Consider the following 24,539-nt stretch of genomic DNA (forward strand, 5'->3'; position numbering starts at 1 on the left):
GTCTATACATAACAACAAGCCGACCGGGAAGTGTGATCATGTCCCCATCAGCCGCTCGACCCACCATCTGGCGCAATGCACGGCTCGCAACCTTGCGGCCGGAGCTCGGCGGCTTGGGCGAAACCGAGGGCGGCGCGGTGGCGGCCGTAGATGGCCGCATCGTGCATGCGGGGTCGCAAGCCGAGCTTCCCACCGGTCTCGGCGATGCGCAGGTCGTCGACTGCGACGGGCGCTGGATCACGCCGGGCCTGATCGATTGCCACACCCATCTCGTTTATGCCGGCAACCGCGCGAACGAATTCGAGATGCGTCTGGCCGGTGCGTCTTATGAAGAGGTCGCACGCGCCGGTGGCGGCATCGTGTCGTCCGTTCGCGGCGTGCGTGCGGCTTCCGAGGACCAGCTGGTGAAGGAAACGCTGCCGCGGCTCGATGCGCTGTTGGCCGAAGGCGTCACCACGGTGGAAGTGAAGTCGGGCTACGGTCTCGACCGGGAAAGCGAGATGAAGTCGCTGCGCGCGGCGCGGCGGCTGGGTTCCGAGCGGCCGGTGACGATCCGCACGACGTTTCTCGGCGCCCATGCCCTGCCGGCGGAAGCCGATGGCGACAAGGACGCCTATATCGCCAAGGTCGCCAACGACATGCTGCCGGCGATCGCGCGCGACAATCTTGCCGATGCCGTGGACGGCTTTTGCGAAGGCATCGCCTTTTCGCCCGAACAGATCGCCAGGGTGTTCGATGCCGCAAAGGCGCTCGGCCTGCCGGTGAAGCTGCATGCCGATCAGCTCAGCGATCTCGACGGCGCCGCTTTGGCCGCGCGCTACGGTGCCTTGTCGGCCGATCATCTCGAACATACGAGCGCGCTGGGTGCGGAAGCGATGGCGCAAAGCGGCACGGTCGCCACTATTCTGCCCGGCGCGTTCTACTTCATCCGCGAAACGAAGAAGCCGCCGATCGACCTGTTTCGCCGTTTCGGCGTTCCCATGGCGTTGGCGACCGACTCCAATCCCGGCACCTCGCCGCTGACATCGCTTCTGCTCACCATGAACATGGGCGCGACCTTGTTTTCGATGACGGTGGATGAATGCATCGCCGGCGTCACCCGCCATGCCGCGCAGGCGCTGGGACTGGGGAACGAGGTGGGAACGCTGGAGGCCGGCAAATGGGCCGATCTCGCGATCTGGGACGTCGAGCGGCCCGCCGAGCTTGTTTACCGCATCGGGTTCAACCCGCTTCATGCCCGCATCTGGAGGGGCCAATGACCACCATAGTCTTGAAGCCGGGCGACGCTTCGCTCGCAGACTGGCGCGCGATCTGGCGCGGTGCCGATGTCGCGCTCGATCCGGCCTGCAAGCCCAAGGTGCAGGCGAGTGCGGACGCGATCGCGCGTATTCTGGCCAAGGGCGAGCCGGTTTATGGCATCAATACCGGCTTCGGAAAGCTTGCTTCCGTGCGCATTCCCGATGGGGATCTGGCGACGCTTCAGCGCAACATCGTGCTCAGCCATGCGGCCGGCACCGGTGCGCCGATGCCGGTGGCGGTGACGCGGCTGATGATGGCGTTGAAGCTGGCGAGCCTGGCGCAGGGCGCGTCCGGCGTGCAGCTGCAAACGCTGGAACTGCTCGAAGCCATGCTGGCGAAGAATGTCATTCCGGTCGTGCCGGCGCAGGGTTCGGTCGGCGCATCCGGCGATTTGGCGCCCTTGTCGCACATGACGGCGGCGATGATTGGCGTCGGCGAAATCTGGCAAGGCGAAACCCGTGTGCCCGCCACGCAAGCGCTGGAAGCGGCTGGCTTGAAGCCCGCCGTGCTCGGCGCCAAGGAGGGCTTGGCGCTGCTCAACGGCACGCAGTTCTCCACGGCCTATGCGCTGGCTGGCCTGTTTGAAGCCGAAACGCTGTTTCAGACCGCGCTGGTGACCGGCGCGCTGTCGACCGATGCGGCGCGTGGTTCGGATGCGCCCTTCGATCCCCGCATCCATGCCTTGCGCAAGCATCGTGGCCAGATCGAAACGGCCGATGCGCTGCGTGCCTTGATGGAAGGCAGCGCCATTCGCGAATCCCACCGCCTGGGCGACGAGCGCGTGCAGGATCCTTATTGCCTGCGCTGTCAGCCGCAGGTGATGGGGGCTGCCCTCGACGTGCTGCGCAAGGCCGCTGACACGCTTGGAACCGAAGCCAATGGCGTATCCGATAATCCGCTGATCTTCGTTGAAGACGACACCGCGCTATCGGGCGGCAACTTCCACGCCGAGCCGGTGGCCTTCGCCGCCGACATGATTGCGCTGGCCGTTTGCGAGATCGGCTCGATCGCCGAGCGCCGCATCGCCATGCTGGTTGATCCCGCTTTGTCGGGCATGCCGGCCTTCCTGACGCCGAAGCCCGGCCTCAACTCCGGCTTCATGATCCCGCAGGTGACGGCGGCTGCGCTTGTTTCGGAAAACAAGCAGAAGGCCTATCCGGCGAGCGTCGATTCCATTCCGACCTCCGCCAATCAGGAAGACCATGTGTCGATGGCAGCCCACGGTGCGCGCCGCCTGATGGGCATGGTGGAGAATGCCAGTGCCGTGATCGGCATCGAGCTTCTGGCCGCAGCACAAGGCTGCGACTTCCACCAGCCCTTGTCCTCGAGCACGCCGCTCGAAGCCGTGCGCACGCTTCTGCGCGCGCAGGTTCCGCATCTCGACGACGACCGCCACTTCTATCCCGACATGGAAGCCGCCAATGCGCTGGTGCGCTCCGGTGCGGTGGTGGAAGCGGCGGCAACCATCACCTTGCCGGGGATAAGCGCATGAACGACTGGCTCACCATCCGCCGCGGCCAGGCGCCGCTTCTCGTCAGCTTTCCCCATACCGGAACCAGCCTCGCCGGCCTCGACGACGATTATGTCTCGCCCTGGCTGGCGCAGCGCGACACCGATTGGTGGATCGACCAACTTTATGATTTCGCGGAAGAGTTGGACGCCACGATCGTTCACACCGCGATTTCCCGCTCGGTGATCGACGTCAACCGCGATCCGTCCGGCACCTCGCTTTACCCCGGCCAGACCACCACCGATCTTTGCCCACGCGAAACCTTCGACGGCGATCCGCTCTACAAGCCCGGCCGCGAACCGGATGCGGCAGAAGTCGCGCGCCGGCTGGAAACCTATCATGCGCCCTTTCAGGCCGCGATTGCGTCGGAACTGGAGCGGCTGGGCCGGCATAATCCGCGCGTCGTGATCTATGATTGCCATTCGATCCGCTCGGTTCTGCCGCGCTTGTTTGAAGGCACGCTGCCCGTGTTCAATCTCGGCACCAATGACGGCAAGGCCGCCGATCCCGCCCTTCAGGCGAAGGTCGCAGAGATCCTGGCGAACACCGGCGAAAGCTTCGTCGTGAATGGCCGCTTCAAGGGCGGCTACATCACCCGCCACCACGGCCAGCCGCAAAACGGCGTGCATGGCCTGCAGATGGAACTGTCCAACCGCGGCTATCTCGATGAGCCCGAGGGCAAGGGTACGGCCGACAACTGGCCGGTGCCCTTTGATCCCGCCTACGCCGCGCCGATCCGCGCGACGCTGAAGACCATCCTTGAAGCGTGCCTTGAATGGGCAAGGCGCGAGGCATAATGTGACTACATGTAGTCACGGAGGCTGATGATGAATACGGTCCAGTTGCGCGATGCCAAGGCAAGGTTGTCTGCTCTGGTAGATGCGGCGGAGCGGGGCGAAGCCACCGTCATTACACGGCACGGCAAGCCGGCAGCGCGGATCGTGCCGATCGAGAAGGTTTCGGAACAGCCAGACGGCGAGAAGCTGAGCTTCGCGGAGTGGCTGCTCTCGATGCCGGGTGAGATGGAGTTCGAACGCGATCGTCGCCCTATGCGCGTGATCGACTTTGACTGACTATCTTGTCGATACAAACGTCATCTCGGAGCTCGCACCCACGAAGAACCGTGCAGAACCTGCTGTGGTCGACTTCATCAAGCGGATGGATGCATCGCTTTATCTCTCGGTCATTACACCGCTGGAGATCCACGCAGGCATTCTTGAACTCGGTCGTCGCGAGCCAGGTCGGCGACATGAAGCGATGACGATCTGGTTCAAGTTGCTCGATAGGCGTTTCATTGATCGACTGCTGCCAGTGTCTCGCGAGATTGCTCTTCTGGCCGCAGAACTCAGCGTCGAGCAACGGATGCAAGGTCTTCAGCCTGACTGGCCTGACACGGTAATCGCGGCAACAGCGCGCCATCACGGCATGACGCTGCTGACCCGCAATACCCGTCATTTCGCCCACACCAACATTACCGTCATCAACCCGTTTGAGACCTTGCCGGAGTAGCTCTGCATGACCACCCGTATCGACAACCAGCGCGTGATCCGCGCCGCCACCGGTTCTGAGCTTTCGGCCAAGAGCTGGCTCACCGAAGCGCCCATGCGCATGTTGATGAACAATCTCGATCCGGGCGTGGCCGAAAAGCCGGGCGAGCTCGTGGTTTATGGCGGTATCGGCCGTGCCGCGCGTGACTGGGAAAGCTTCGATCGGATCGTGGCGAGCCTGAAGACGCTGGAAGACGATCAGACGCTGCTCGTTCAGTCGGGCAAGCCGGTTGGCGTGTTTCAAACGCACAAGGATGCGCCGCGCGTTTTGATCGCCAACTCCAACCTCGTGCCGCATTGGGCGACCTGGGATCATTTCCACGAGCTGGATAAGAAGGGCCTGGCCATGTACGGCCAGATGACCGCCGGTTCCTGGATCTATATCGGCAGCCAGGGCATCGTGCAGGGCACCTACGAGACCTTCGTGGAAATGGGCCGCCAGCATTATGACGGCGATCTGTCCGGCCGCTGGATCCTGACCGCTGGTCTCGGCGGCATGGGCGGCGCGCAGCCGCTGGCCGCAACGATGGCTGGCGCATCCTGCCTAGCCGTTGAATGCCAGCCGAGCCGCATCGAGATGCGCCTGAAGACCGGCTATCTCGACAAACAGGCTGGGGATCTCGACGAAGCGCTGGCGATGATCGACGAAGCGGTGAAGGCCAAGAAGGCCATTTCCGTCGGCCTGCTCGGCAATGCCGCCGACATTTTCCCCGAACTCGTGCGTCGTGGCGTACGCCCCGATGCGGTGACCGACCAGACCTCGGCGCATGATCCCGTCAACGGCTATCTGCCGAAGGGCTGGACGCTGGCTGAATGGGAGAACAAGCGCGAGCGCGACCCCAAGGCGGTCGAACATGCAGCCAAGGAGTCGATGGCGACCCATGTGCGTGCCATGCTCGACTTCTGGAAAATGGGCGTGCCCACCGTCGATTACGGCAACAACATCCGCCAGATGGCGCTGGAAGAAGGCGTCGCAGATGCCTTCGATTTTCCCGGCTTCGTGCCGGCCTATATCCGGCCGCTGTTTTGCCGCGGCATCGGACCGTTTCGCTGGGCAGCCTTGTCGGGCGATCCGGAAGACATCTACAAGACCGACGCCAAGGTGAAGGAGCTCACCCCCGGTAACCACCATCTCCACAACTGGCTGGACATGGCGCGCGAGCGCATCCACTTCCAGGGCCTGCCGGCGCGCATCTGTTGGGTGGGTCTCGGCGATCGTCACCGCCTCGGCCTCGCCTTCAACGAAATGGTCCGCAACGGCGAGCTGAAGGCACCGGTGGTGATCGGTCGCGATCATCTCGATTCCGGTTCGGTCGCTTCGCCCAACCGCGAAACGGAAGCCATGAAGGACGGCTCGGACGCCGTGTCCGACTGGCCGCTGTTGAACGCACTGCTCAACACCGCCTCGGGCGCGACCTGGGTATCGCTGCATCATGGCGGCGGCGTCGGCATGGGCTTTTCGCAGCATTCGGGCATGGTGATCGTTTGTGATGGCACGGAAGACGCCGACCGCCGGCTGGAGCGCGTTCTTTGGAACGATCCGGCCACCGGCGTGATGCGTCACGCCGATGCCGGTTACGATGAGGCGATCGACTGCGCGAAGGAACATGGGTTGAACCTGCCGGGGATCCTCGGCTAGGTCCTTCTCCATGAAAATCTTACGCGCCGCCGATTACCGCCGCATGCCCTGGAAAAACGGCAAGGGAGAAACCACGGAAATCGCGGTTTTTCCCGATGGCGCCGGGCTCGACGATTTCGCATGGCGCGTATCGATGGCCGATGTGGTGGAGGATGGACCCTTCTCCACCTTCCCCGACATCGACCGCACTTTGAGCGTGTTGCAGGGCGAGGGGATCGAGCTTGCCGTGTCCGGTCAGGAGGAAGTCCGCCTCGACCGGGACAGCGAGCCGTTTTCGTTTCCGGCCGACACACATACGGGCGCCAAGCTGATCGACGGGCCGATCACCGATCTCAACGTCATGACGCGGCGCGGCGCCTTTCGCCACACCGTGCGCCATGGTTCGCTGGATGATCTCGGCAACCTCGATTCCGAGGTCAACCTGCTTCTTTGCCACGAAGGCGAGCTTGAAATGATGATCGGCGGTGAGCCGGTGGAGCTGAAGGCGATGGACGCCGTGCTTCTGCCGTGCCGCGTTCGGGTCGATATCGGCGGCAGCCTGTCGGCGTCGATCTTCATCGTCGGCTTCGATCCGATCGACCCGGACTCAGAGCGCAATTGACAGGCTGCACCGGAGCGGGCACCCCTCAGGTTTCTCGCCGCGCCGCCCGGAGTTGTCTATGCGCCGCCTTCTGGCTTCCTGCCTTCTGCTCGTGGCTTCGGCTCTTCTGGTCTTGCCCGTGCCGGCGAAGGCCGATCCGTCGATCCCGAGCTTTTGGGACACGCGCGAGCGGCTGGTGAAGCCGGATATGAGCGAGTTGAAGCGGCTGCGCTTCATCACCACCACGGACTTTCCGCCGTTCTCCTTTATCGATGCATCCGGACGGCTGAGCGGCTTTCATGTCGATCTCGCCCGCGCCATCTGCGCCGAACTCGGCATCACCGATCGCTGCCAGATCCAGGCGCTGCCCTGGAACGAGCACGCCAAGGCGCTGGCTGACGGCGAAGGCGAGGCGCTTTTGTCGGGGCTGGCGGTCAACAGCGACAACCGCGAAACCTACGCTTTTTCGCGACCCTATCTCAGCTTCCCGGCCCGCTTTGTCGGGCGCCAGGGCGATGCGCCGGAAACCACGCGCGCAGCGCTTGAAGGCAAAACGATCGGCGTGATCGCCAATTCCGCGCATGAGCGCATGCTGCGCGATTATTTTCCCGGTGCAACCGTGCAAGGCTTCGATGATTTCGACGCCATGCTGGCGGCCGTGCAGACCGGCATGATCGATATGGCCTTTGGCGACGGCATGCGCATGAGCTTCTGGCTGACCGAAAGCGAGGCGGGCGACTGCTGCGCCTTTGTTGGCGGCCCCTATCTTGCGCCAGAATATCTCGGGCTAGGGCTTGCCATCGCCGTGCCGGTGGATCGCCCGGAGCTGAAGCAGGCGCTGGATTATGCGCTGCATGAGATCGGCACCAAGGGCACCTTTGCCGAACTTTATCTGCGCTATTTTCCCATCAGCTTCTTCTGATCGGCCGGGAGCCTGCGCGCCGTGGCAAAGCGCGCGCATTGACGCTGGGGCTTGGGCCCCTTAAGCGGAGGACGTCGCGGTTTCTGCCGTTTTCAACGGCCCATTCCGCTCTTCTTCCCAGGGATCAACACCATGTCTTCCGTCTTGCCAACGTCCATGCAGCTTTCTCCCGAGGTTCTCGAAGCCGCGGGCGTGAGCAAAGCCTGGCCGTTCGAGGAAGCGAAGAAGATCATCAAACGCTATCAGGGGCGCGATTTCCCTGATGTGGTGCTGTTCGAAACCGGCTACGGCCCATCCGGCCTGCCGCATATCGGTACCTTCGGCGAAGTGGCGCGCACCACGATGGTGCGCCACGCCTTTCATGTCCTGACCGAAAACAAGGTCGCGACCAAGCTTCTGTGCTTTTCCGACGACATGGACGGCATGCGCAAGATCCCGGACAATGTGCCGGACCGCGCCTTTCTCGAGCCGCATCTGCACAAGCCGCTGACGTCGGTGCCGAACCCGTTCGGCGGCGATTACGAGAGCTTCGGCCACCATAACAATGCGATGCTGCGCCGCTTCCTCGATACGTTCGGCTTCGACTACACCTTTGCCAGCGCCACCGACTACTACAAGCAGGGCCGCTTCGATGCGATGCTGCTTCTGGCGGCCGAGCGCTATGACCAGATCATGAAGGTGATGCTGCCCACGCTGGGCGCCGAGCGTCAGGCGACCTACAGCCCCTTTCTGCCGATCTCCCCAAAAACCGGCCGCGTGCTTTACGTGCCGATGAAGAACGTGGATGCCAAGGAAGGCACGATCACCTTCGACGACGAGGACGGCGAGGAAACCACACTGCCGATCACCGGCGGGCGCGTGAAGCTGCAGTGGAAGCCGGATTTTGGCATGCGCTGGGCAGCGCTCGACGTTGATTTCGAGATGTTCGGCAAGGATCACCAGACCAATCAGGTGATCTATGACCGCATCTGCTCGATCCTGAGCGGCAAGCCGCCGGAGCACTTCGTGTATGAGCTGTTCCTCGACGAAAACGGCGAGAAGATCTCGAAGTCGAAGGGCAACGGCATCACCATCGACGAGTGGCTGGCTTACGCGCCCACCGAAAGCCTGTCGCTTTACATGTTCCAGAAGCCGCGCACGGCCAAGCGCCTGTATTTCGACGTGATCCCGAAGGCGGTGGACGAGTATTACACCTATCTTGCCGCGTATCGCCGGCAGGACGCCAAGGCGCAGCTCGACAACCCGGTGTGGCACATCCATTCGGGCAATCCGCCGGCGGTGGAACTGCCGGTGCCGTTTGCGCTGCTGCTCAATCTCGTCAGCGCCTCCAACGCCCAGAACAAGGACGTGCTGTGGGGCTTCATCTCGCGCTATGCGCCGGGTGTAACCGCCGAAACGCATCCGGAACTCGACCGGCTGACCGGCTATGCCATCCGCTACTTCGACGATTTCGTGAAGCCGACCAAGACCTTCCGGGCACCCGACGAGGTCGAGCGTCAGGCTTTGAGCGATCTGTCGGATACGTTGGGCGACCTGCCGGCGGGTGCGGACGGCGAGGCGATCCAGAACGCGGCGCTCAACGTCGCGCGCCGCATCGAGCGCTATCAGGACCACAACAAGAAGAGCCCCGAAGGTGGGCCGGGCGTGTCGGTCGCCTTCTTTGCGATGATCTATCAGGTGCTGATCGGGCAGGAACGTGGGCCGCGCTTCGGTTCGTTTGCAGCCCTTTACGGCATTGGTGAAACGCGCGCGCTGATCGTCAAGGCGCTCGCCGGCGAGCTGAAATAAGCTTCGATCTACTGAACCGGCAAAGGCGGGGCTGGCGGAAACGCGCCCCGGTCTTCGGTATGGGCAGGCACGGCCGGTGCTGACTGCGTTGCCGGCGAAACGGGTGCGATGAGGCTGGGTGCCGATGGCGGCAGCGGCAGTTCGAACGCCGAACGCGTGTTGACCTCGATGGCCGGCAGAACCGGCTTGGCTCCATAGATCCCGCGCCCGGCGTCGCGCGCCTGCTCACCCGCATCCGAAAACACGCCGTCTTCGCTTGCCCGCGCCCAGCCTTGCGCAGCGAGCCACGCGCCGACATCGTCGCCGCCAACGCTGCAGGCCGTTTCAACCGGCTCGGCGGGCGCTGCTTCGGGAACGGTGCAGGTCAGCGCACGGCCGCGCAGAAGCTGGCGGAACTGGGTGCGCGCCGCCGTGCCGCAAGGCCAGGCATTGGCGCCTTCGCCGCAGCTTTCGTCGGGATCCATCGGCTCGATGCCGGTGATCGCGATCTGGTAGCCCTGCGCTTCGATCCGCCCGGCCGCGCTGGCTGTCGGGCGATAAAGCAGCTTCGGCTTCCAGTCATCGGGAACAGCGGTCCTGGTTTGATCGGGCGAGGGCTGCACCGTTTCTTGCGGCGTCGTTTCAGGCTCGAACGGCAACACCGCGCCGCCATCATCCGGCGGGGTCTCGATGCCGGCGGCTGCGGCCATGGCGGCCGCATCGTCATCGTCGAGCCCGGAATCAGGCATGAAGGGCACATCGTCCACCGTCACCGACGGCGAAGCTTCGCGTGCCTTGATATGCAGGCCGGACGCAAAGATCGCGGCGCAGAACAGGATCAGCCCGCCACCCACGAGCGCCGTAAAACTGGTCGTGCCGAGCCGCCGCTGCATGATCTATTGGCTGGCCCACACGATGCGCGCGATCCACTCGATATCCGCCAGTTGAAGCGTGCGATCGGGATGTTCGGGGTTGAGCGAATGAAGCTCAACGAGATCGGCGGTGCGGCGGATCAGGATCTTGGCGGTGACCTCGCCGCCGGTGGTTTTCACCACCACACGGTCGCCCTTGCGCGCCGTTGCATTGGGATCGACGATCAGCCGGTCGCCATGACGATAAAGCGGCAGCATGGAATCGCCCTGCACTTCCAGGGCATAGCCGCCTTCCGGCACGATGGCGGGGGCTTCCACCATGTCCCAGCCTTGACCGACGGGAAAGCCCGCATCGGTGAAAAACCCGCCGGCACCGGCCTGTGCGAATCCGACTAACGGGACACTCTTAGCCGGCTTTGTATCGATCATCGGAACGTCGGCCGACTTTGTGATGAAGCCCATGAACTCGTCGAGCGACGATCCGGTAGCAGCCATGATCTTGGCGAGCGACTCGGTCGAGGGCCAGCGCGGTCGGCCATCCACCGATTGACGCTTGGATTTGTTGAAGGCGGTGGAATCGAGCCCGGCCTTTTTCGCCAAACCGGATGCCGACAACGCATGGCGTGCCGCCAGCGCATCAATCGCCGCCCATACTTTTTCATGCGAGAGCATGGTTCTGCTCGTAGCCTGCAAGAGGAAAAAAGTCCTGATTCGTTCTAGGGGCGTCGGCGCGGCTTGTCCAGCCTGTTACGCGCTCTGCTCAGCGGCCCGTCTTTGCAATGGAACGTAGGCCAGCATGCGAGGCCATGAAGATCGCTTCGGCTTCCGTGGGTTCGCGCGGCGTCCCATCGAGCCCGAGCGCTGCAACCACATCCTGGATCGGCACGAAGGCGCGCTTCTGTTTGTCGTAGATGCCGGCCGTGGTCAGAACGATCGCCGCCGTGACATCGCCGTCGATCACAAAACGATGGCGGCCGATGACCTGGCTGTCGGACCAGGTTTCGAGCGTGGACACGATCTCGAACCGCTTCCACAGCCGGATCTCGCGCACGAACACCGTTTGCAGGCCGCCCAGCATCGGCGCCCAGCCGCGCTCGCGCGCAAGCTTGATCAGACCGCTGCGATTGAAGATGTCGAGGCGGCCAACATCGGCCAGCATCATGTAGCGGGCATTGTTGAGATGCCGGTTGAAGTCGATATCGGATGGCAGGCAGCGGAAACAAAGGCGGCTTTCGCCGCCCATGAGGTAAGGACCCCGCTTGCCCGACGAGGCCAGCGTCCGCGCCAGCCGCGCCCAGACATACATCGTGCCGCCCCTTACGCCGCCTGCTTCTGCGGCGGTGTGGTGTTGTAGGGATCGAAGCGCTCGTAGAAGGTTTCGCCCTTTTCGGCCATGTCGAGAAGCAGCTTCGGCGCCTTGAAGTCCGCACCGTATTTCTTCTGCAGGGTCTTGGCGAGCTTCACGAAGTGCTTGGCACCCATGCCGTCGATGTAAGACAACGCGCCGCCCGTGTAAGGGGCAAAGCCGAAGGCGAGGATCGAGCCGACATCGGCTTCGCGCGGATCGACCACAATGCCTTCTTCCATGACGCGTGCGGCTTCGAGCGCGATCGTCACCAGAAGGCGCTGCTTGATCTCCTCGACATCGACATCTTCCGGCTTCTTCTGATCAAAGAGATCCTTGAGGCCCGGCCAAAGCGACTTCTTCGCCGGCTTGGCGGGATAATCATAGAAGCCCTTGTTGTTCTTGCGGCCCTTGCGATCATGCTTGTCGACCATCGTGTTGATGAGCTCGAGCTGAGCCGGATCGACGGCCTTGTCGCCCAAATCGCGCACCGTCTGCTTCATGATCTTCTGCGCCAGATCGACGGCCGTTTCGTCGGTCAGCGCCAGCGGGCCGACCGGCATGCCGGCCATCTTGGCGGCGTTTTCGATCATCGGCGCCGGAATGCCCTCGATCAGCATCTTGTAGGCTTCCGACATATAACGCAGCACGCAGCGATTGACGTAGAAGCCGCGCGTGTCGTTGACCACGATCGGCGTCTTCTTGATCGCGCGCACGAAGTCCATCGCGACCGCGATCGCCTTGTCTTCGGTTTTCTTGCCAAGAATGATCTCCACCAGCATCATCTTGTCCACCGGCGAGAAGAAGTGGATGCCGATGAAATTGGCGGGACGCTTGGAGTTCTTGGCAAGGCCGGTGATGGGGATGGTGGACGTGTTGGAGGCAAAGATCGCATCTTTCGCGATCACGGCTTCGGCCTGCTCGGTTGCGCCCTTCTTGACCTCGGAATCCTCGAACACGGCTTCCACGATCAGGTCGCAGCCCTCGAGATCCCCATAATCGGCAGTCGGCGTGATCAGGCCGAGAAGCTGCTCCTTGGCATCAGCCGTGGCGCGACCCTTCTTGATCTGCGCGTCCACAAGGCCGGCGGAATGCGCCTTGCCCTTCTCGGCCGCTTCCATGTCGCGGTCGAGCAGCACCACGGGGATGCCGGCCTTGGCCGTGACATAGGCGATGCCCGCACCCATGAAGCCTGCGCCGAGCACGCCGATCTTGGTGAACTGGGTTTCCGGTTGGCCGGCGGGGCGACGCGCGCCCTTGTTGAGTTCCTGCAGGGACACGAACAGCGAGCGGATCATCATCGCCGCTTCGGTGGTCTGCATGATCTCCACGAAATAGCGCAGTTCGATGCGAAGCGCCGTGTCGAAGGGCACCAGCAGGCCTTCATACACGCTCTTCAGGATCGCAAGGACGGCCGGATAATTGCCGGATGTTTCGCGCTTGGCGATGGCGATCGCCGGTGGCCAGAGGTTTGCGCCGGCAGCCGAATAAACCGGGCCGCCGGGCAGCTTGAAGCCCTTTTCGTCCCAGGGCTGAACGGGCTTGAGGCCGTTCTTGATCAGGCTCTTGGCCGTGGCGACCAGCGCGTCCGGCGCGGCGATCTCGGTGATCAGGCCCATACCCCTAGCCTTTTTCGGCGTCAGCGTCTGACCCGAGGTCAGCATCTGCAGGGCGTCCTGCGTGTTCGCAAGACGCGGAACGCGCTGCGTGCCGCCGGCACCGGGGAAGATACCGACCTTCACTTCCGGCAGCGCCATCTTCACCTTGTCGCTGTCGGCTGCTACGCGGCCGTGGCAGGCGAGCGACAGTTCGAACGCGCCGCCCATGCAGGTGCCGTTGATGGCTGACACCCAAGGCTTGCCGGAGGTTTCCAGCTTGCGGAAGATGCGGCTCATCGCGCCGGCGCGGTCGTAAAGAAACGCGACCGCCTTGTCCTTGTCTTGTTCCTGCAGGCGCGCGAACTCGGTGGTCATGGCCTTGAGCATGGTGAGATCGGCGCCACCGGAGAAGGTTTCCTTGCCCGAGGTGAACACCGCGCCCTTGATCGCTTCGGTCTTGGTGACCTCATCGATGATCGCGTCCAGTTCGCGCAGCGCGTCTTCGGTGAAGACGTTCATCGAACGGTCCGGCATGTCCCAAGTAATGACAGCGACGCCTTCAGCGTCAGTTTCGATCGTGAAGTTCACATATGGCATGAGCTTCAAGCCTCCTTCATGTGCTTGGGGGCGCCTGCAATTAACTTATGATAAGTGCAAGGCGCCAATGAACATTTTAACCTGCGACGCAGTTCGATCTTCATGAAATGGCAACGACTTACGTCGCTGTTGGTAGTGTATCGGCCAAGGAGATCATGGTTTTGGACGGATCGTGCCCGGGATGTCAGTCCGGCAGCAAACTCGAATTTGATTTCACGATGGCCTTCCAGCCGATCGTGGATGCGAATACCGCTTCTGTCTGGGGCTATGAAGCGCTGATCCGGGGCACGGCGGGGGAGGGCGCGGGCGCCATTATGGGCCGTGTGCAGCCCGAACAACGCTACAAGTTCGACCAGGCCTGCCGGGTCAAGGCGATCGATCTCGCGGCGCGCTTGTTTCCGCTGTCTGACGGCCGAACGCCGCGGTTGTCGATCAACTTCCTGCCGAACGCCGTTTACGAACCGGCCGCTTGTTTGCGCGCCACGCTGGCTGCGGCGCGAAAGAGCCAATTTCCGCGCGAAGCGATCATGTTCGAGTTCACCGAAAACGAAAGCGTGCGCGACACCGATCACCTGCGCTCGATCATCTCGGAATATCGCCGTCAGGGCTTCACAACGGCGATCGACGATTTCGGCGCCGGTTATGCCGGCCTGTCCTTGTTGGCCGATTTCCAGCCCGACCTGATCAAGCTTGACATGGAGCTGATCCGCGACATCGACACCAACAAGGCGCGTCAGGCGATCATTGCAGGCGTGATGCAGATCGCGGGCGCGCTCGACATCACGGTTCTGGCCGAGGGCATCGAATCGGAAGCGGAGTTCCGGGTGCTCAGGGATGCCGGCGTCGGCCTGTTTCAGGGCTACTGGTTCGCCAAGCCCGGCTTCGAAACGCTGCCCGCGCTGTCGAACGCAGGCAGCCAGGCGCTTCGCCCGGCTGCCTGATCGCCAATCTGCCACGCGCGGGAGCGTTCGCATCATCGGTTCAAACGCGCTCGATGATCGTGGCGGTGCCCATGCCGGCTCCGATGCACAGCGTCACCAGACCGACATTGACGTCGCGCCGCTCCATCTCGTCGAGCAGCGTGCCGAAGATCATCGCGCCGGTGGCACCCAGCGGATGGCCCATGGCGATCGCGCCGCCATTCACGTTGATGTCCTTATGGTCGATGTCGAAGGCCTGCATGTAGCGCAGCACCACGGCGGCGAAGGCCTCGTTCAACTCGAACAGGTCGATGTCCGACAGCTTCATGCCGGCGCGCTTGAGGAGCTTTTCGGTGACATCCACCGGCCCCGTCAGCATCAAGGCCGGCTCCGAGCCGATGTTGGAAAAGGCGCGGATGCGGGCGCGGGGCTTCACGCCCATTGCCTTGCCGGCCTTCTTCGAGCCCAGCAGCACGGCCGCTGCGCCATCCACGATACCGGATGAATTGCCGGCATGGTGGACGTGGTTGATCCCTTCCAGTTCAGGATAACGCTGCACCGCCACCGCATCGAAGCCGCCCATTTCACCGGGCATCACGAAAGACGGGTTGAGCGAAGCCAGCGACTGCATGTCGGTCGAAGGCCGCATATGCTCGTCATGATCGAGAATGGTCATTCCGTTCTGGTCTTTCACCGGAATAACCGAGTTCTTGAAGCGGCCGTCTTCCCAAGCCTTGGCCGCGCGCTTTTGGCTTTCCACCGCGTAGGCATCGACGTCGTCGCGGCTGAAACCGTATTTCGTGGCGATCAGGTCGGCCGACACGCCCTGCGGCATGAACCAGGCCGGCAGGCCGACGGAGGGATCCATGAACCAGGCGCCGCCCGACATGCCCATACCGACGCGCGACATGGATTCCACGCCGCCCGCGATCACGATGTCATCGGCACCCTGCGCGATCTTGGCCGCACCGAGGTTCACGGCGTCGAGACCCGACGCGCAGAAGCGCGAGATCTGCATGCCTGGCGCCTTGATGTCGTAGCCGGCCTCAAAGGCGGCCGAACGCGGGATCACCGAACCGGCTTCGCCCACCGGATCGACGCAGCCGAAGATGATGTCGTCCACCTTCGTCGTGTCGAGCCCGTTGCGGTCGCGCAGTGATTCCAAGACCTTGGCGCCCAGGCGCACGGCCGGCACTTCATGCAGCGAACCATCCTTCTTGCCGCGACCGCGCGGCGTGCGAACGGCATCATAGATAAAAGCGTCGGCCATGGACTGGTCTCCTTAGATAACGGGTTCGACGGCAACGACCGTCTTCACGGAATTGGCGATGAAGCAGGCGTCGTGCGCTTGGGCGTGGAGGTCGGTGAGCTGATTGGCGCTGAGGTCGCCGTCGGTCTCGACGCGCGGGCGCAGAGTGACGCGGGTGATGGCGGTGCGGCCTTGCCCATCCTGTTCCATCACGCCCTCGGCCTGGTCCTCGTAAGACAGGACCTCGACGCCGGCGCGCCGGGCGATGTCGAGAAACCAGAGCATATGGCAGGACGACAGGGAGGAAACGAAGAGTTCTTCGGGATCAACCGACACTTCGCTCGAAAACTGTGCCGGCACATTGCCTGGCGCGCCCGACGCCTGGATGGTGGTGCCGCCGTCAAAGGCGATCTCGTGAACGCGCGTGTAGCGGCCGAGGTTGAAATGATCGTCCTCATCCTGACGCCAGCGGATGGCGGCTGTGTGGGTCGACATGATCAAAAGCCCTCCATAATCAAAGGCCGTCCATGGCTAAAGGCTCCGGGCAATCAGAAGCTTCATGATCTCGTTTGTGCCGCCATAGATGCGCTGCACTCGTGCGTCGCGGAACATGCGCGCGATCGGATATTCGTTCATGTAGCCGTAACCGCCATGCAGCTGCAGGCATTCATCCACGATTCTGCATTGCAGGTCGCTCAACCAATACTTCGCCATGGACGCGGTGGTGGCATCGAGCCCGCCATCGAGATGGCGCTGCACGCAGTCATTATAGAAGACGCGGCCGACGGTGGCTTCGGTCTTTAGCTCGGCCAGCTTGAACTGGGTGTTCTGGAAGTCGATCACCGCCTTGCCGAACGCCTTGCGCTCTTTGACATAATCGATGGTGACGCTCAGCGCCCGCTCGATCATGGCAATCGACTGCGCGCCGATCAGAAGCCGCTCCTGTGGCAGCTGCTGCATGAGCTGGATGAAGCCCTCGCCTTCTTCCGTGCCGAGCAGGTTCGCGGTGGGCACGCGCAGATCGTTGAAGAACAATTCGGACGTGTCGTTGGCCTTGAGGCCTACCTTGTCCAGGTTGCGGCCACGCTCGAAGCCGCTTTCCACCGTGTCGGTTTCCACCACGATCAGCGACGTGCCCTTGGCACCCTGTGCCGGATCGGTCTTGGCCACGACGATGATCAGATTGGCGTTCTGGCCGTTGGTGATGAAGGTCTTGGAGCCATTGAGCGTGTACTGGTTGCCTTGCTTGACGGCCGTTGTCTTCACGCCCTGCAGGTCGGAACCGGCACCCGGCTCCGTCATGGCGATGGCGCCGATCAGCTCGCCGGTTGCCATGCGCGGCAGCCAGCGCTGTTTTTGTTCTTCCGAGCCGTAATGAAGGATGTAGGGCGCGACGATCGCATTGTGCAGCGCGATGCCGAACCCATCCACGCCGACATGGCCGATCGCTTCCGCGATCGCGCTTTCATGCGCGTAGGTGCCGCCCGAGCCGCCATAGGCTTCCGGCATGGAGGCGCAGAGCAGGCCGGCTTGGCCGGCCTTTCGCCACGCATCCTTGTCGACGATCTCGTTTTTCTCGAAGGTCTCGTAATGCGGTGCGATGTCCTCGGACAAAAACCGCACGGACATATCGTAGAGCATCTCGACGTCGTCACGCGCCCATTGTGCCTTTAACAGGCCGAGAATGGCAGCGGGGTTCGACATCGGATCCTCCTTCCTTCTGTCTCTTGCGTTCAATATGGGGTCGCGGCGTGCAACCTATCAAGTGTTAGGTTGCACGATCGCTGTGATCAGAAGGCCTCCGCAGGCAGCGCCATCAGCGTATCGGCACCGGCCGAAATGCGTGCGAGGCGCGTTGCGGTTTCCGGCAGAAGGCGTTCGACATAAAAGCGCGCCGTGACCAGCTTGGTTTCATAAAACGCAGTGTCGCCCGAACCGTCGGCGAGTTTCGCCTGCGCGGCCTTGGCCATCTGGCCCCACATATAGCCGATCGCAACGAGGCCGAAGAGGTGCATGTAATCGGTGGACGCCGCACCCGCATTGTCGGGCTTCTGCATCGCGTTCTGCACCAGCCACATGGTTGCGGCCTGAAGGTCGTTGAGGCCCTTCTTCAGCGCCTTGGTGAAAGGCGCCATGGCTTCATCGGCGCGGTTGTCTTCGCAGAACGCGCCGACTTCCTTGAAAAAGGCCTGCACGGCGCGGCCGCCATTCAGCGCCAGCTTGCGGCCAACGAGATCGAGCGCCTGAATGCCGTTGGCGCCCTCATAGATCATGGCGATGCGGGCATCCCGCACGAACTGGCTCATGCCGTGTTCTTCGATATAGCCGTGGCCGCCGAACACCTGCTGGGCGGCAACCGCATGGTCGAAGCCCTTGTCGGTGAGCACGCCCTTGACCACCGGCGTCATCAGGCTGAGCAGATCGTCCGCCACCTGACGCGTCGTTTCGTCTTCACCGTGATGGGCGAGATCGGATTGCAGCGACGTCCAGAGCTGCAGCGCCCGGCCGCCTTCGGTCAAAGCGCGGATGGTGAGCAGCGTGCGGCGGATATCGGGATGAACGATGATCGGGTCGGCCTTCTTGTCCGGCGCCTTTGCACCCGACAGCGAGCGGCCCTGAATACGCTCGCGGGCATAAGACACGGCGTTCTGGTAGGCCGCTTCGCCAACGGCGAGACCCTGCAAGGCGACGCCGAGGCGCGCTTCGTTCATCATCACGAACATGGCCTTGAGGCCGCCATTCTCGGCGCCGATCAGGAAGCCTTCCGCCTCATCGTAGTTCATGACGCAGGTGGAATTGCCGTGGATGCCCATCTTTTCTTCGAGTGAGCCGCAAGACACCGCATTGCGCTCGCCGACCGAGCCGTCTTGGTTCAGCTTGAACTTCGGCACCACGAACAGCGAAATGCCCTTCACGCCTTCCGGTGCGCCTTCGATGCGGGCGATCACCAGATGGATGATGTTTTCGGCCATGTCGTGCTCGCCGGCCGAGATGAAGATCTTCTGGCCGGAAATCTTGTAGGTGCCGTTTTCGCCAGGCACCGCCTTGGTGCGCAGAAGCCCGAGATCCGTGCCGCAATGCGGCTCGGTCAGGTTCATCGTGCCGGTCCAGGTGCCATCCACCATCTTGGGCAGATAAAGCTGCTTCTGTTCGTCCGAACCATGCGCGATGATCGCGGCGATAGCGCCCTGCGTCAGGCCGGGATACATCATTAGCGCCATGTTGGCGGCCGACATATATTCGCTGACGGCGGTATGCAGCGTGTAGGGAAGGCCTTGGCCGCCGAATTCCGCCGGCACGGCCAGCCCGATCCAGCCGCCTTCGCGATACTGGTCGAAGCCTTCCTTGAACCCCTTCGGCGTGGTGACGGAACCGTCCGCGGCGCGTTCGCAGCCTTGCGTGTCGCCGATCCGGTTCAGCGGCTGAAGCACGCTTTCGGAAAGCTTGGCGCCTTCTTCCAGGATCGCATCCACCACATCGGGGGAGGCGTCGGCAAAGCCGGGCAGGTTCGAGAAACGGTCGAGCCGGAGAACCTCGTTCAGAATGAAACGGGTGTCTTCTACGGGCGCGCGGAAAACGGGCATGCTGTCCTCCAGATCAAGCGCGAAGCGTTGGCGCTTCAGCGCATGCAACACGAAAAAACGCCGGCCCATGGACCGGCGCTTGGAGGATTATCTATCAAACTTTGACGTTTGCGTAAACGTCAAAGTCAAAGTGGCATGAACGCGATCAGTTCGGCTTGCCGGTGGGAATGGCGGCGAGCTTTTCCTTGGTGGTCGCGATCAGGTCGCTGATGGCCTCGATCGCCGAATCAAGTTCGGCCCGCTGCTTCTCCAAACGGCCGAGCTGGCGTGTGGACCGATCCACGACGGCCTTGAACTGACGGATGTTCGTGCCGTTCGGATCATAAAGATCCATCAGCTGCTTCACTTCGCGAAGCGAGAAACCGACCTTGCGGCCAAGCAGGATCAGCTCGAGCCGGCTGACGTCGCGGCGATGATAAAGCCGGGTGCTTCCGACGCGCTCGGGCGTCAGCAATCCCTTGTCTTCGTAGAAGCGCAGCGTGCGCAGCGAGACGCCATATTCCTTGGCGAGGTCGCCGATGCGGCGTGCGTCTTCTTCCATGCCAGCCGTATCGTCGGCGCTCGGCATGTCGAGGTGAGACTCTTTCTCCGCGGTCGCGCGGTTGAAGTGATAAGCCATTGTTTTTGTTCTTCTTGCTGTGGGTTCGCGGGCAAAACCGTGCGGCATCGTTCCGACAGGCTTCTGTTGGATACGCGTGTTTCTGATGCCGATGTGGGGGCGGTCCTGATACCCGCCTATATAGGCCTTCCCCACCGACATGCAACGCGGATGCTGGCACGACTGATTGCAAAGGCGGGACAAGATCGCCTTCAAATATGGTTAACGGGTTCTTTACCACCTCTCGGGAATTGTATCGGTGTCGGCATTCCGTGAGCCGCCTGTACCGAATCGTTTCACGGCGTGTTTCGAGTGCTTGTTGAAGCCTCGATCGAACCGAAAGTTCCGCATCAGCCACGCGGTGACGCAAGGTCCCGGCAATCCTCCTCGTGTTTAGCTCACGCGGTGGCACACCATTTTCAATGGCGGCGGGCGGTTTTATGACCAGCAGGCGATCTTATCTCGAGACTTTGAATTCCGGGCGGCAACGTCGCGGAACATCGTCTCTCGACGAGCTGACGCGCACGCTGGAAGCGCTGGAAACCCAGCTGGAGCGCCCTTCGCCCTTTGCCGATCTGCGCCGCCGCGAACCGCTCGAGACCGCGCGCCCGATCCTGCACACCGAGCGCCGCGCCGACCTGCGCTCCGAAGCGCCAACGCCCCTGCGCCCAGAACCACGCGCCGAATCAGCCTTCGACACCCGTTCCGATCTGGCCCGCGATGTTGGCCGCGACACGGGACGCGACCGGTCTGCCCCGCGCGCGGCCCTTCAATCCGTTGCCCGCGACCTCGAACGCTCGCGCCGGGAAGGCGACAGTGTGGCGGCCGTTGGCCAGATCGCGGCCGAGTTGCACGCGCTTCGCGAAGACATGCGCCAGCAGATGGCCGCTTCGCTCACGCGCGAATTCGATGCCTTGCGCAGCGACGTGCATCGCCTGGCGACCGAAGCCCAGCATGGCGGCTCCAGCGAAGCGCTTTTGGGTGAGGTCGAGCGCCTTTCGGGCGCAATCGCCGACCTGTCGCATCGCAGCGACGACAAGAACGTCTCGCTGCTGCGTCTCGAACTCGACCAGGTGAAGGGCTCGATCGGCGCTTTGGCGCGCGAAGACACGCTGCGCGCCGTCGGCGTGCGTTGGGATGCGTTCGATGACCGTATGTCGCGCTTCGAAGAGCGCGTTGCCGCCCAGTCGCCGCAGGTGCGCGACGATGCGGCGATCGACGCTTTGACCCACCGTCTCGAACAGATCGCCGCTGCCGTGGACGTCCTGCCGGAATCGCTGTCGCTGCGCACGCTGGAAGACAAGGTGCGCACGCTTGCCGGCGCGCTTGATCATTTTGCCCGCAAGCAGGACGCGCAAAGCGAGCAGACCTTCGACATGATCGCTGAGCGTCTCGATGAGATTTCGCGCGCGATCGCTGCATCGCTCACGCGCGGTTCGACCGCGTCCGCCATCGATCCCGCGCCGTTCCAGCGCATCGAAGCGCGCATGGCCTCGCTCGCCTCGCAGATCGAGGAACTGATCGAAGAGCGCCCGGCGCATGAGGTGCTCGGCCAGATCGCAGCGCTGTCGACCCGCGTGGACGAGCTTGCCGCCCGCTCAGCGCTTCCCGAAAAGGCGGTTGAACGCCTCGGCCAGCAGCTCGGCCAGATCGCCGAGCGGCTGGAACGCGAACCGGCAGCGCCCGATGTTTCCACCATCTTCGATGGCCTGGAACACCGCTTCGCCGTTCTGTCGGATGCGCTCGATCGCCGTCAGGCCGATTCGATGGAGCAGGGCAACAAGCTTCTGCGTGACATGGAAGGCCGGCTCGACACGATCGTTCAGCGCCTCGATACGCAGGCCGAAAAGCCGAGCGACCGCGGCGAGATCCTGTCGGTGATGGATGAGCGCTTTGCAGCGCTTGCCGCCCGGCTCGACGAGCGGGTCGCTTATGGTCCGGAAGCCGCGAGCATTCGCGAACTGGAACTGCGGCTGGGCGACATCGCCTCGCGCCTCGATACATCCGCGCGCCAGGTGTCCTCGATGGATGAAGCGGTGATCGGCCGCCTGGAAGCGCAGGTCGCGGAACTATCCGTACGCCTGTCCAATCCGCCGCGCGTTTTGCCCGAACTCGAAGATTTCGCGCCGCGCTTCGACCAGATCGAGCGCTCGCTTGCCGGCCAGCATGATGCGCTGATCGAAGCGGCCCGCAACGCTGCCGCCGACGCCGTGCGCGAACTGGCGGAACGTGAAAGCGACAGCGAGGCCGTTGCCGGTTTGTCAGGCGAACTGCGCTCGCTCGAAGCTTTGACGCGCCAGTCCGACGAGCGCAATTCCAAGACCTTCGAGGCGATCCACGATACGCTGATCAAGATCGTCGATCGCCTCAGCATGATGGAGCAGGGCGAGCACACACAGGCAGCCACCCAGGCCGTCGCGAACGCTGCCGCCCAGCCTGTCGCGAAGCCGGTTGTCGCCGATGCGCCCTCGATCGCGGCCGATGACGCGTTCGATCTCGACCCGTCCGATCTTTCCGTCGGCGAGGTCCCGTTCGGCCAGCGCGAGGCGCAAGCCAAGCCGGTCGATCAACGCGACGACCAGGATGAGGCGCCCGACACGGGGTCCAAGCTCGGCGGCTTCACGCGCGCTCTGCGCAACCGCAAGGACAAGCCGCAGCCGGACGCCGTTGAAAAGCCGGTTGTCGCCCTGCCGAAAGCGGAGGAACCGGAATTCCCCTCGCTCGATCAGCCGCTCGATCCGCGCATCGCCAACCAGCCGCTGGAACCCGGCAGCGGGGCTCCTGATCTCAATGCCATCATGAAGCGGGTGCGCGACGAGCGCGGCATGACCGGCAACAATCAGGACGAGGCGGAAACCGCCAAGTCCGATTTCATTGCCGCCGCCCGCCGTGCCGCACAAGCCGCTGCAGCCGAAGCCGAAGGCCGGAAAACCGGCACGGATGCTGAAGACGCGTCCAGCCGCCGCAAGATCGGCCGCATCCTCGGACTTCGCCGCAAAACCGTGTTGATGGCCACCGCCGCGATGGTCGTGGGCGTCGGCGGTTTCCAGCTGAGCCGCGCGTTTCTGGCCGAAGAACCGCATTATTTCGCCTCCACCGAACCGGTTGGTGGCGAGAACGAAACCGCCCCGGCGCTCACTGCCGCCGCCCCCGCCCCCGCCGCGTCGGCCTCGTCTGCTGCGCCGGTCGGCAATGTCGCCGCTGCGCCTGTCCAAAGCGAAACACCAACTCAGGCAGCACCCGAGCCTGTTCGCCAGGAGATGCCCACGGAACTGGCATCCGCTGCTCCGACGGTTGAGCCGGTCGAACCGCCTGCTGCCACCGCTGTATCGGAACCAACGGAGCCAACGCCCGCTCTCGCTGCCGAAGCTCCGCAGAACAATGTGGATGACCAGCCGCAGGAACCGGCGGCGTCCGAGCCAACTGAGCCTGCGCTCGCCACCGTCGCGTCGATAGACCCGGACAGCCCCGTTGGATCGGCCGTGGTGCGCTCCACCGTGGATGACATGGCGCCGACCCAGGTCGCGCTCGAAGCCGGCGCCGTGCCGATGAATGCAGGCCCGGTTGCCTTGCGCGAAGCCGCGCAGGCCGGTGACATCAAGGCCTTCTACGAGATCGGCACCCGTTACGCCGAAGGTCGCAATGGCGAGCCCGACATGAAGGCTGCCGCCGACTGGTATGTGCGTGCAGCCAATCGCGGCTTTGCGCCGGCGCAGTACCGCCTCGCCAATTTCTATGAAAAGGGCGTCGGCGTCGATCGCGACCTGTCCAAAGCCAAGGCGCTCTACGAAAAAAGCGCCGAACAGGGCAATGCCAGCGCCATGCACAACCTGGCCGTGTTGTATGCCATGGGTGCCGATGGCACGACCGACAACAAGGCGGCCGTGCGCTGGTTCACCGAAGCGGCCGAGCGCGGCATCAAGGACAGCCAGTTCAATCTGGGCATCCTGGCCGCCAAGGGTGTTGGCCTGAACCAGGACCTCGTTGCGTCCTACAAGTGGTTCGCGCTCGTGGCCAAGACGGGCGACAAGGATGCCGAAGCCAAGCGCGATGAAATCGCCCAGTCCTTAAAGCCGGAAGACCTCACCCGTGCTCGCGCCGACACCGACCTGTGGCGCGCCAAGCCGGTCGATCCCCAGACCAACGATGTCGCCATCCCGCCCGAATGGCAGGAAAGCAACGACATCACCGCCAGCATCGACATGAAGCAGGCCGTGCGCAACATCCAGCTCATCCTGAACAAGAACGGCTTCGATGCCGGTCGTCCGGACGGTTTGATGGGCGGCAAGACCAAGACCGCGATCATCGCCTTCCAAAAAGCCAACGGGCTGACGGCCGATGGCGAGGTCAACGAACCGCTGGTGCGCGCCCTTCTGGCCAAGAAATAACGGCGGTTCGGCGTCTGATTGGACAATCACGTCGCAAGGCGGACATCTTGCCTTGCATTCTCCATGGTATTCGCGTTGAACGAACCTGCGGTCCCGCTTTGCCGGGACCGCTTCTATTTTAACG

At 63.2% G+C, this 24,539-nt stretch carries 20 protein-coding genes; 11 read left to right on the forward strand and 9 right to left on the reverse strand.

Annotated features, from left to right (window positions below; translation table 11 throughout):
• Positions 1–38 precede the first annotated feature (38 nt).
• The 9 genes from hutI (at position 39) to JYU29_RS13880 (ending at position 9,285) form a co-directional block, all read left to right on the forward strand.
• Positions 39–1,259: an imidazolonepropionase gene (hutI, locus tag JYU29_RS13840; RefSeq protein WP_213985392.1), complete on the forward strand. Its 1,221-nt coding sequence runs from the start codon at positions 39–41 to the stop codon at positions 1,257–1,259.
• Entirely contained in the window at positions 1,256–2,791 is a 1,536-nt protein-coding gene (gene hutH / locus JYU29_RS13845; protein ID WP_213985393.1) for a histidine ammonia-lyase, read from the forward strand. Before hutI ends, hutH begins: the two co-directional genes overlap by 4 nt.
• Positions 2,788–3,606, forward strand: a complete 819-nt coding sequence (hutG, locus tag JYU29_RS13850) for an N-formylglutamate deformylase (protein WP_213985394.1) — start codon at positions 2,788–2,790, stop codon at positions 3,604–3,606. Before hutH ends, hutG begins: the two co-directional genes overlap by 4 nt.
• Before the next feature lie 27 nt (positions 3,607–3,633).
• Entirely contained in the window at positions 3,634–3,882 is a 249-nt protein-coding gene (locus JYU29_RS13855) for a type II toxin-antitoxin system Phd/YefM family antitoxin (RefSeq protein ID WP_250157443.1), read from the forward strand.
• On the forward strand, positions 3,875–4,318 hold the full coding sequence (locus tag JYU29_RS13860; RefSeq protein ID WP_213985395.1) for a type II toxin-antitoxin system VapC family toxin: 444 nt from the start codon (positions 3,875–3,877) through the stop codon (positions 4,316–4,318). The genes JYU29_RS13855 and JYU29_RS13860 overlap by 8 nt, the downstream gene beginning before the upstream one ends.
• 6 nt (positions 4,319–4,324) lie before the next feature.
• On the forward strand, positions 4,325–5,995 hold the full coding sequence (gene hutU / locus JYU29_RS13865; RefSeq protein WP_213985396.1) for a urocanate hydratase: 1,671 nt from the start codon (positions 4,325–4,327) through the stop codon (positions 5,993–5,995).
• Positions 5,996–6,005: 10 nt separating this feature from the next.
• Positions 6,006–6,596 carry a HutD family protein gene (locus tag JYU29_RS13870; protein ID WP_213985397.1) on the forward strand — a complete coding sequence of 197 codons (591 nt, stop codon included), beginning with the start codon at positions 6,006–6,008 and terminating at the stop codon, positions 6,594–6,596.
• A gap of 58 nt (positions 6,597–6,654) precedes the next feature.
• Positions 6,655–7,497 (forward strand): transporter substrate-binding domain-containing protein, encoded by an 843-nt coding sequence (locus JYU29_RS13875; RefSeq protein WP_213985398.1) that lies wholly within the window; start codon positions 6,655–6,657, stop codon positions 7,495–7,497.
• Positions 7,498–7,629: 132 nt separating this feature from the next.
• A complete protein-coding gene (locus tag JYU29_RS13880) occupies positions 7,630–9,285 on the forward strand; it encodes a lysine--tRNA ligase (RefSeq protein WP_213985399.1) in 1,656 nt (551 codons plus the stop codon).
• Between the two features lie 8 nt (positions 9,286–9,293).
• On the opposite strand, the gene JYU29_RS13885 is transcribed toward JYU29_RS13880, so the two are convergent.
• The 4 genes from JYU29_RS13885 to JYU29_RS13900 all read right to left on the reverse strand — a co-directional run bounded on the left by JYU29_RS13885 (position 9,294) and on the right by JYU29_RS13900 (position 13,676).
• Entirely contained in the window at positions 9,294–10,157 is an 864-nt protein-coding gene (locus JYU29_RS13885; protein ID WP_213985400.1) for a thermonuclease family protein, read from the reverse strand.
• A 3-nt stretch (positions 10,158–10,160) separates the two neighbouring features.
• Positions 10,161–10,808 carry a S24 family peptidase gene (locus tag JYU29_RS13890; protein ID WP_213985401.1) on the reverse strand — a complete coding sequence of 216 codons (648 nt, stop codon included), beginning with the start codon at positions 10,806–10,808 and terminating at the stop codon, positions 10,161–10,163.
• Positions 10,809–10,896: 88 nt separating this feature from the next.
• Positions 10,897–11,442, reverse strand: a complete 546-nt coding sequence (locus JYU29_RS13895; RefSeq protein ID WP_213985402.1) for a thioesterase family protein — start codon at positions 11,440–11,442, stop codon at positions 10,897–10,899.
• Positions 11,443–11,453: 11 nt separating this feature from the next.
• Positions 11,454–13,676 (reverse strand): FAD-dependent oxidoreductase, encoded by a 2,223-nt coding sequence (locus JYU29_RS13900; protein WP_213985403.1) that lies wholly within the window; start codon positions 13,674–13,676, stop codon positions 11,454–11,456.
• Between the two features lie 155 nt (positions 13,677–13,831).
• Between JYU29_RS13900 and JYU29_RS13905 the strand changes: the two genes are divergently transcribed.
• Positions 13,832–14,617, forward strand: coding sequence for an EAL domain-containing protein (locus JYU29_RS13905; RefSeq protein WP_250157485.1), 786 nt, complete (start codon positions 13,832–13,834; stop codon positions 14,615–14,617).
• 40 nt (positions 14,618–14,657) lie between these two features.
• Here the strand turns inward: JYU29_RS13905 and JYU29_RS13910 are convergent, their stop codons facing one another.
• The 5 genes from JYU29_RS13910 to JYU29_RS13930 all read right to left on the reverse strand — a co-directional run bounded on the left by JYU29_RS13910 (position 14,658) and on the right by JYU29_RS13930 (position 19,997).
• Entirely contained in the window at positions 14,658–15,866 is a 1,209-nt protein-coding gene (locus JYU29_RS13910) for an acetyl-CoA C-acetyltransferase (protein WP_213985404.1), read from the reverse strand.
• A 12-nt stretch (positions 15,867–15,878) separates the two neighbouring features.
• Positions 15,879–16,340 (reverse strand): OsmC family protein, encoded by a 462-nt coding sequence (locus JYU29_RS13915; protein ID WP_213985405.1) that lies wholly within the window; start codon positions 16,338–16,340, stop codon positions 15,879–15,881.
• A gap of 36 nt (positions 16,341–16,376) precedes the next feature.
• Entirely contained in the window at positions 16,377–17,549 is a 1,173-nt protein-coding gene (locus JYU29_RS13920; RefSeq protein WP_213985406.1) for an acyl-CoA dehydrogenase family protein, read from the reverse strand.
• Positions 17,550–17,635: 86 nt separating this feature from the next.
• Complete coding sequence (locus JYU29_RS13925) at positions 17,636–19,429, reverse strand: acyl-CoA dehydrogenase C-terminal domain-containing protein (RefSeq protein WP_213985407.1); 1,794 nt, start codon at positions 19,427–19,429, stop codon at positions 17,636–17,638.
• 145 nt (positions 19,430–19,574) lie between these two features.
• Positions 19,575–19,997, reverse strand: coding sequence for a MerR family transcriptional regulator (locus JYU29_RS13930; RefSeq protein WP_213985594.1), 423 nt, complete (start codon positions 19,995–19,997; stop codon positions 19,575–19,577).
• A 470-nt stretch (positions 19,998–20,467) separates the two neighbouring features.
• On the opposite strand from JYU29_RS13930, the gene JYU29_RS13935 reads away from it, so the two are divergent.
• Positions 20,468–24,415: a peptidoglycan-binding protein gene (locus JYU29_RS13935; protein ID WP_213985408.1), complete on the forward strand. Its 3,948-nt coding sequence runs from the start codon at positions 20,468–20,470 to the stop codon at positions 24,413–24,415.
• Positions 24,416–24,539 lie beyond the last annotated feature (124 nt).

It is taken from the genome of Tianweitania aestuarii, from assembly GCF_018457165.1.
GTDB classification, from domain to species: Bacteria; Pseudomonadota; Alphaproteobacteria; order Rhizobiales; family Rhizobiaceae; genus Tianweitania; species Tianweitania aestuarii.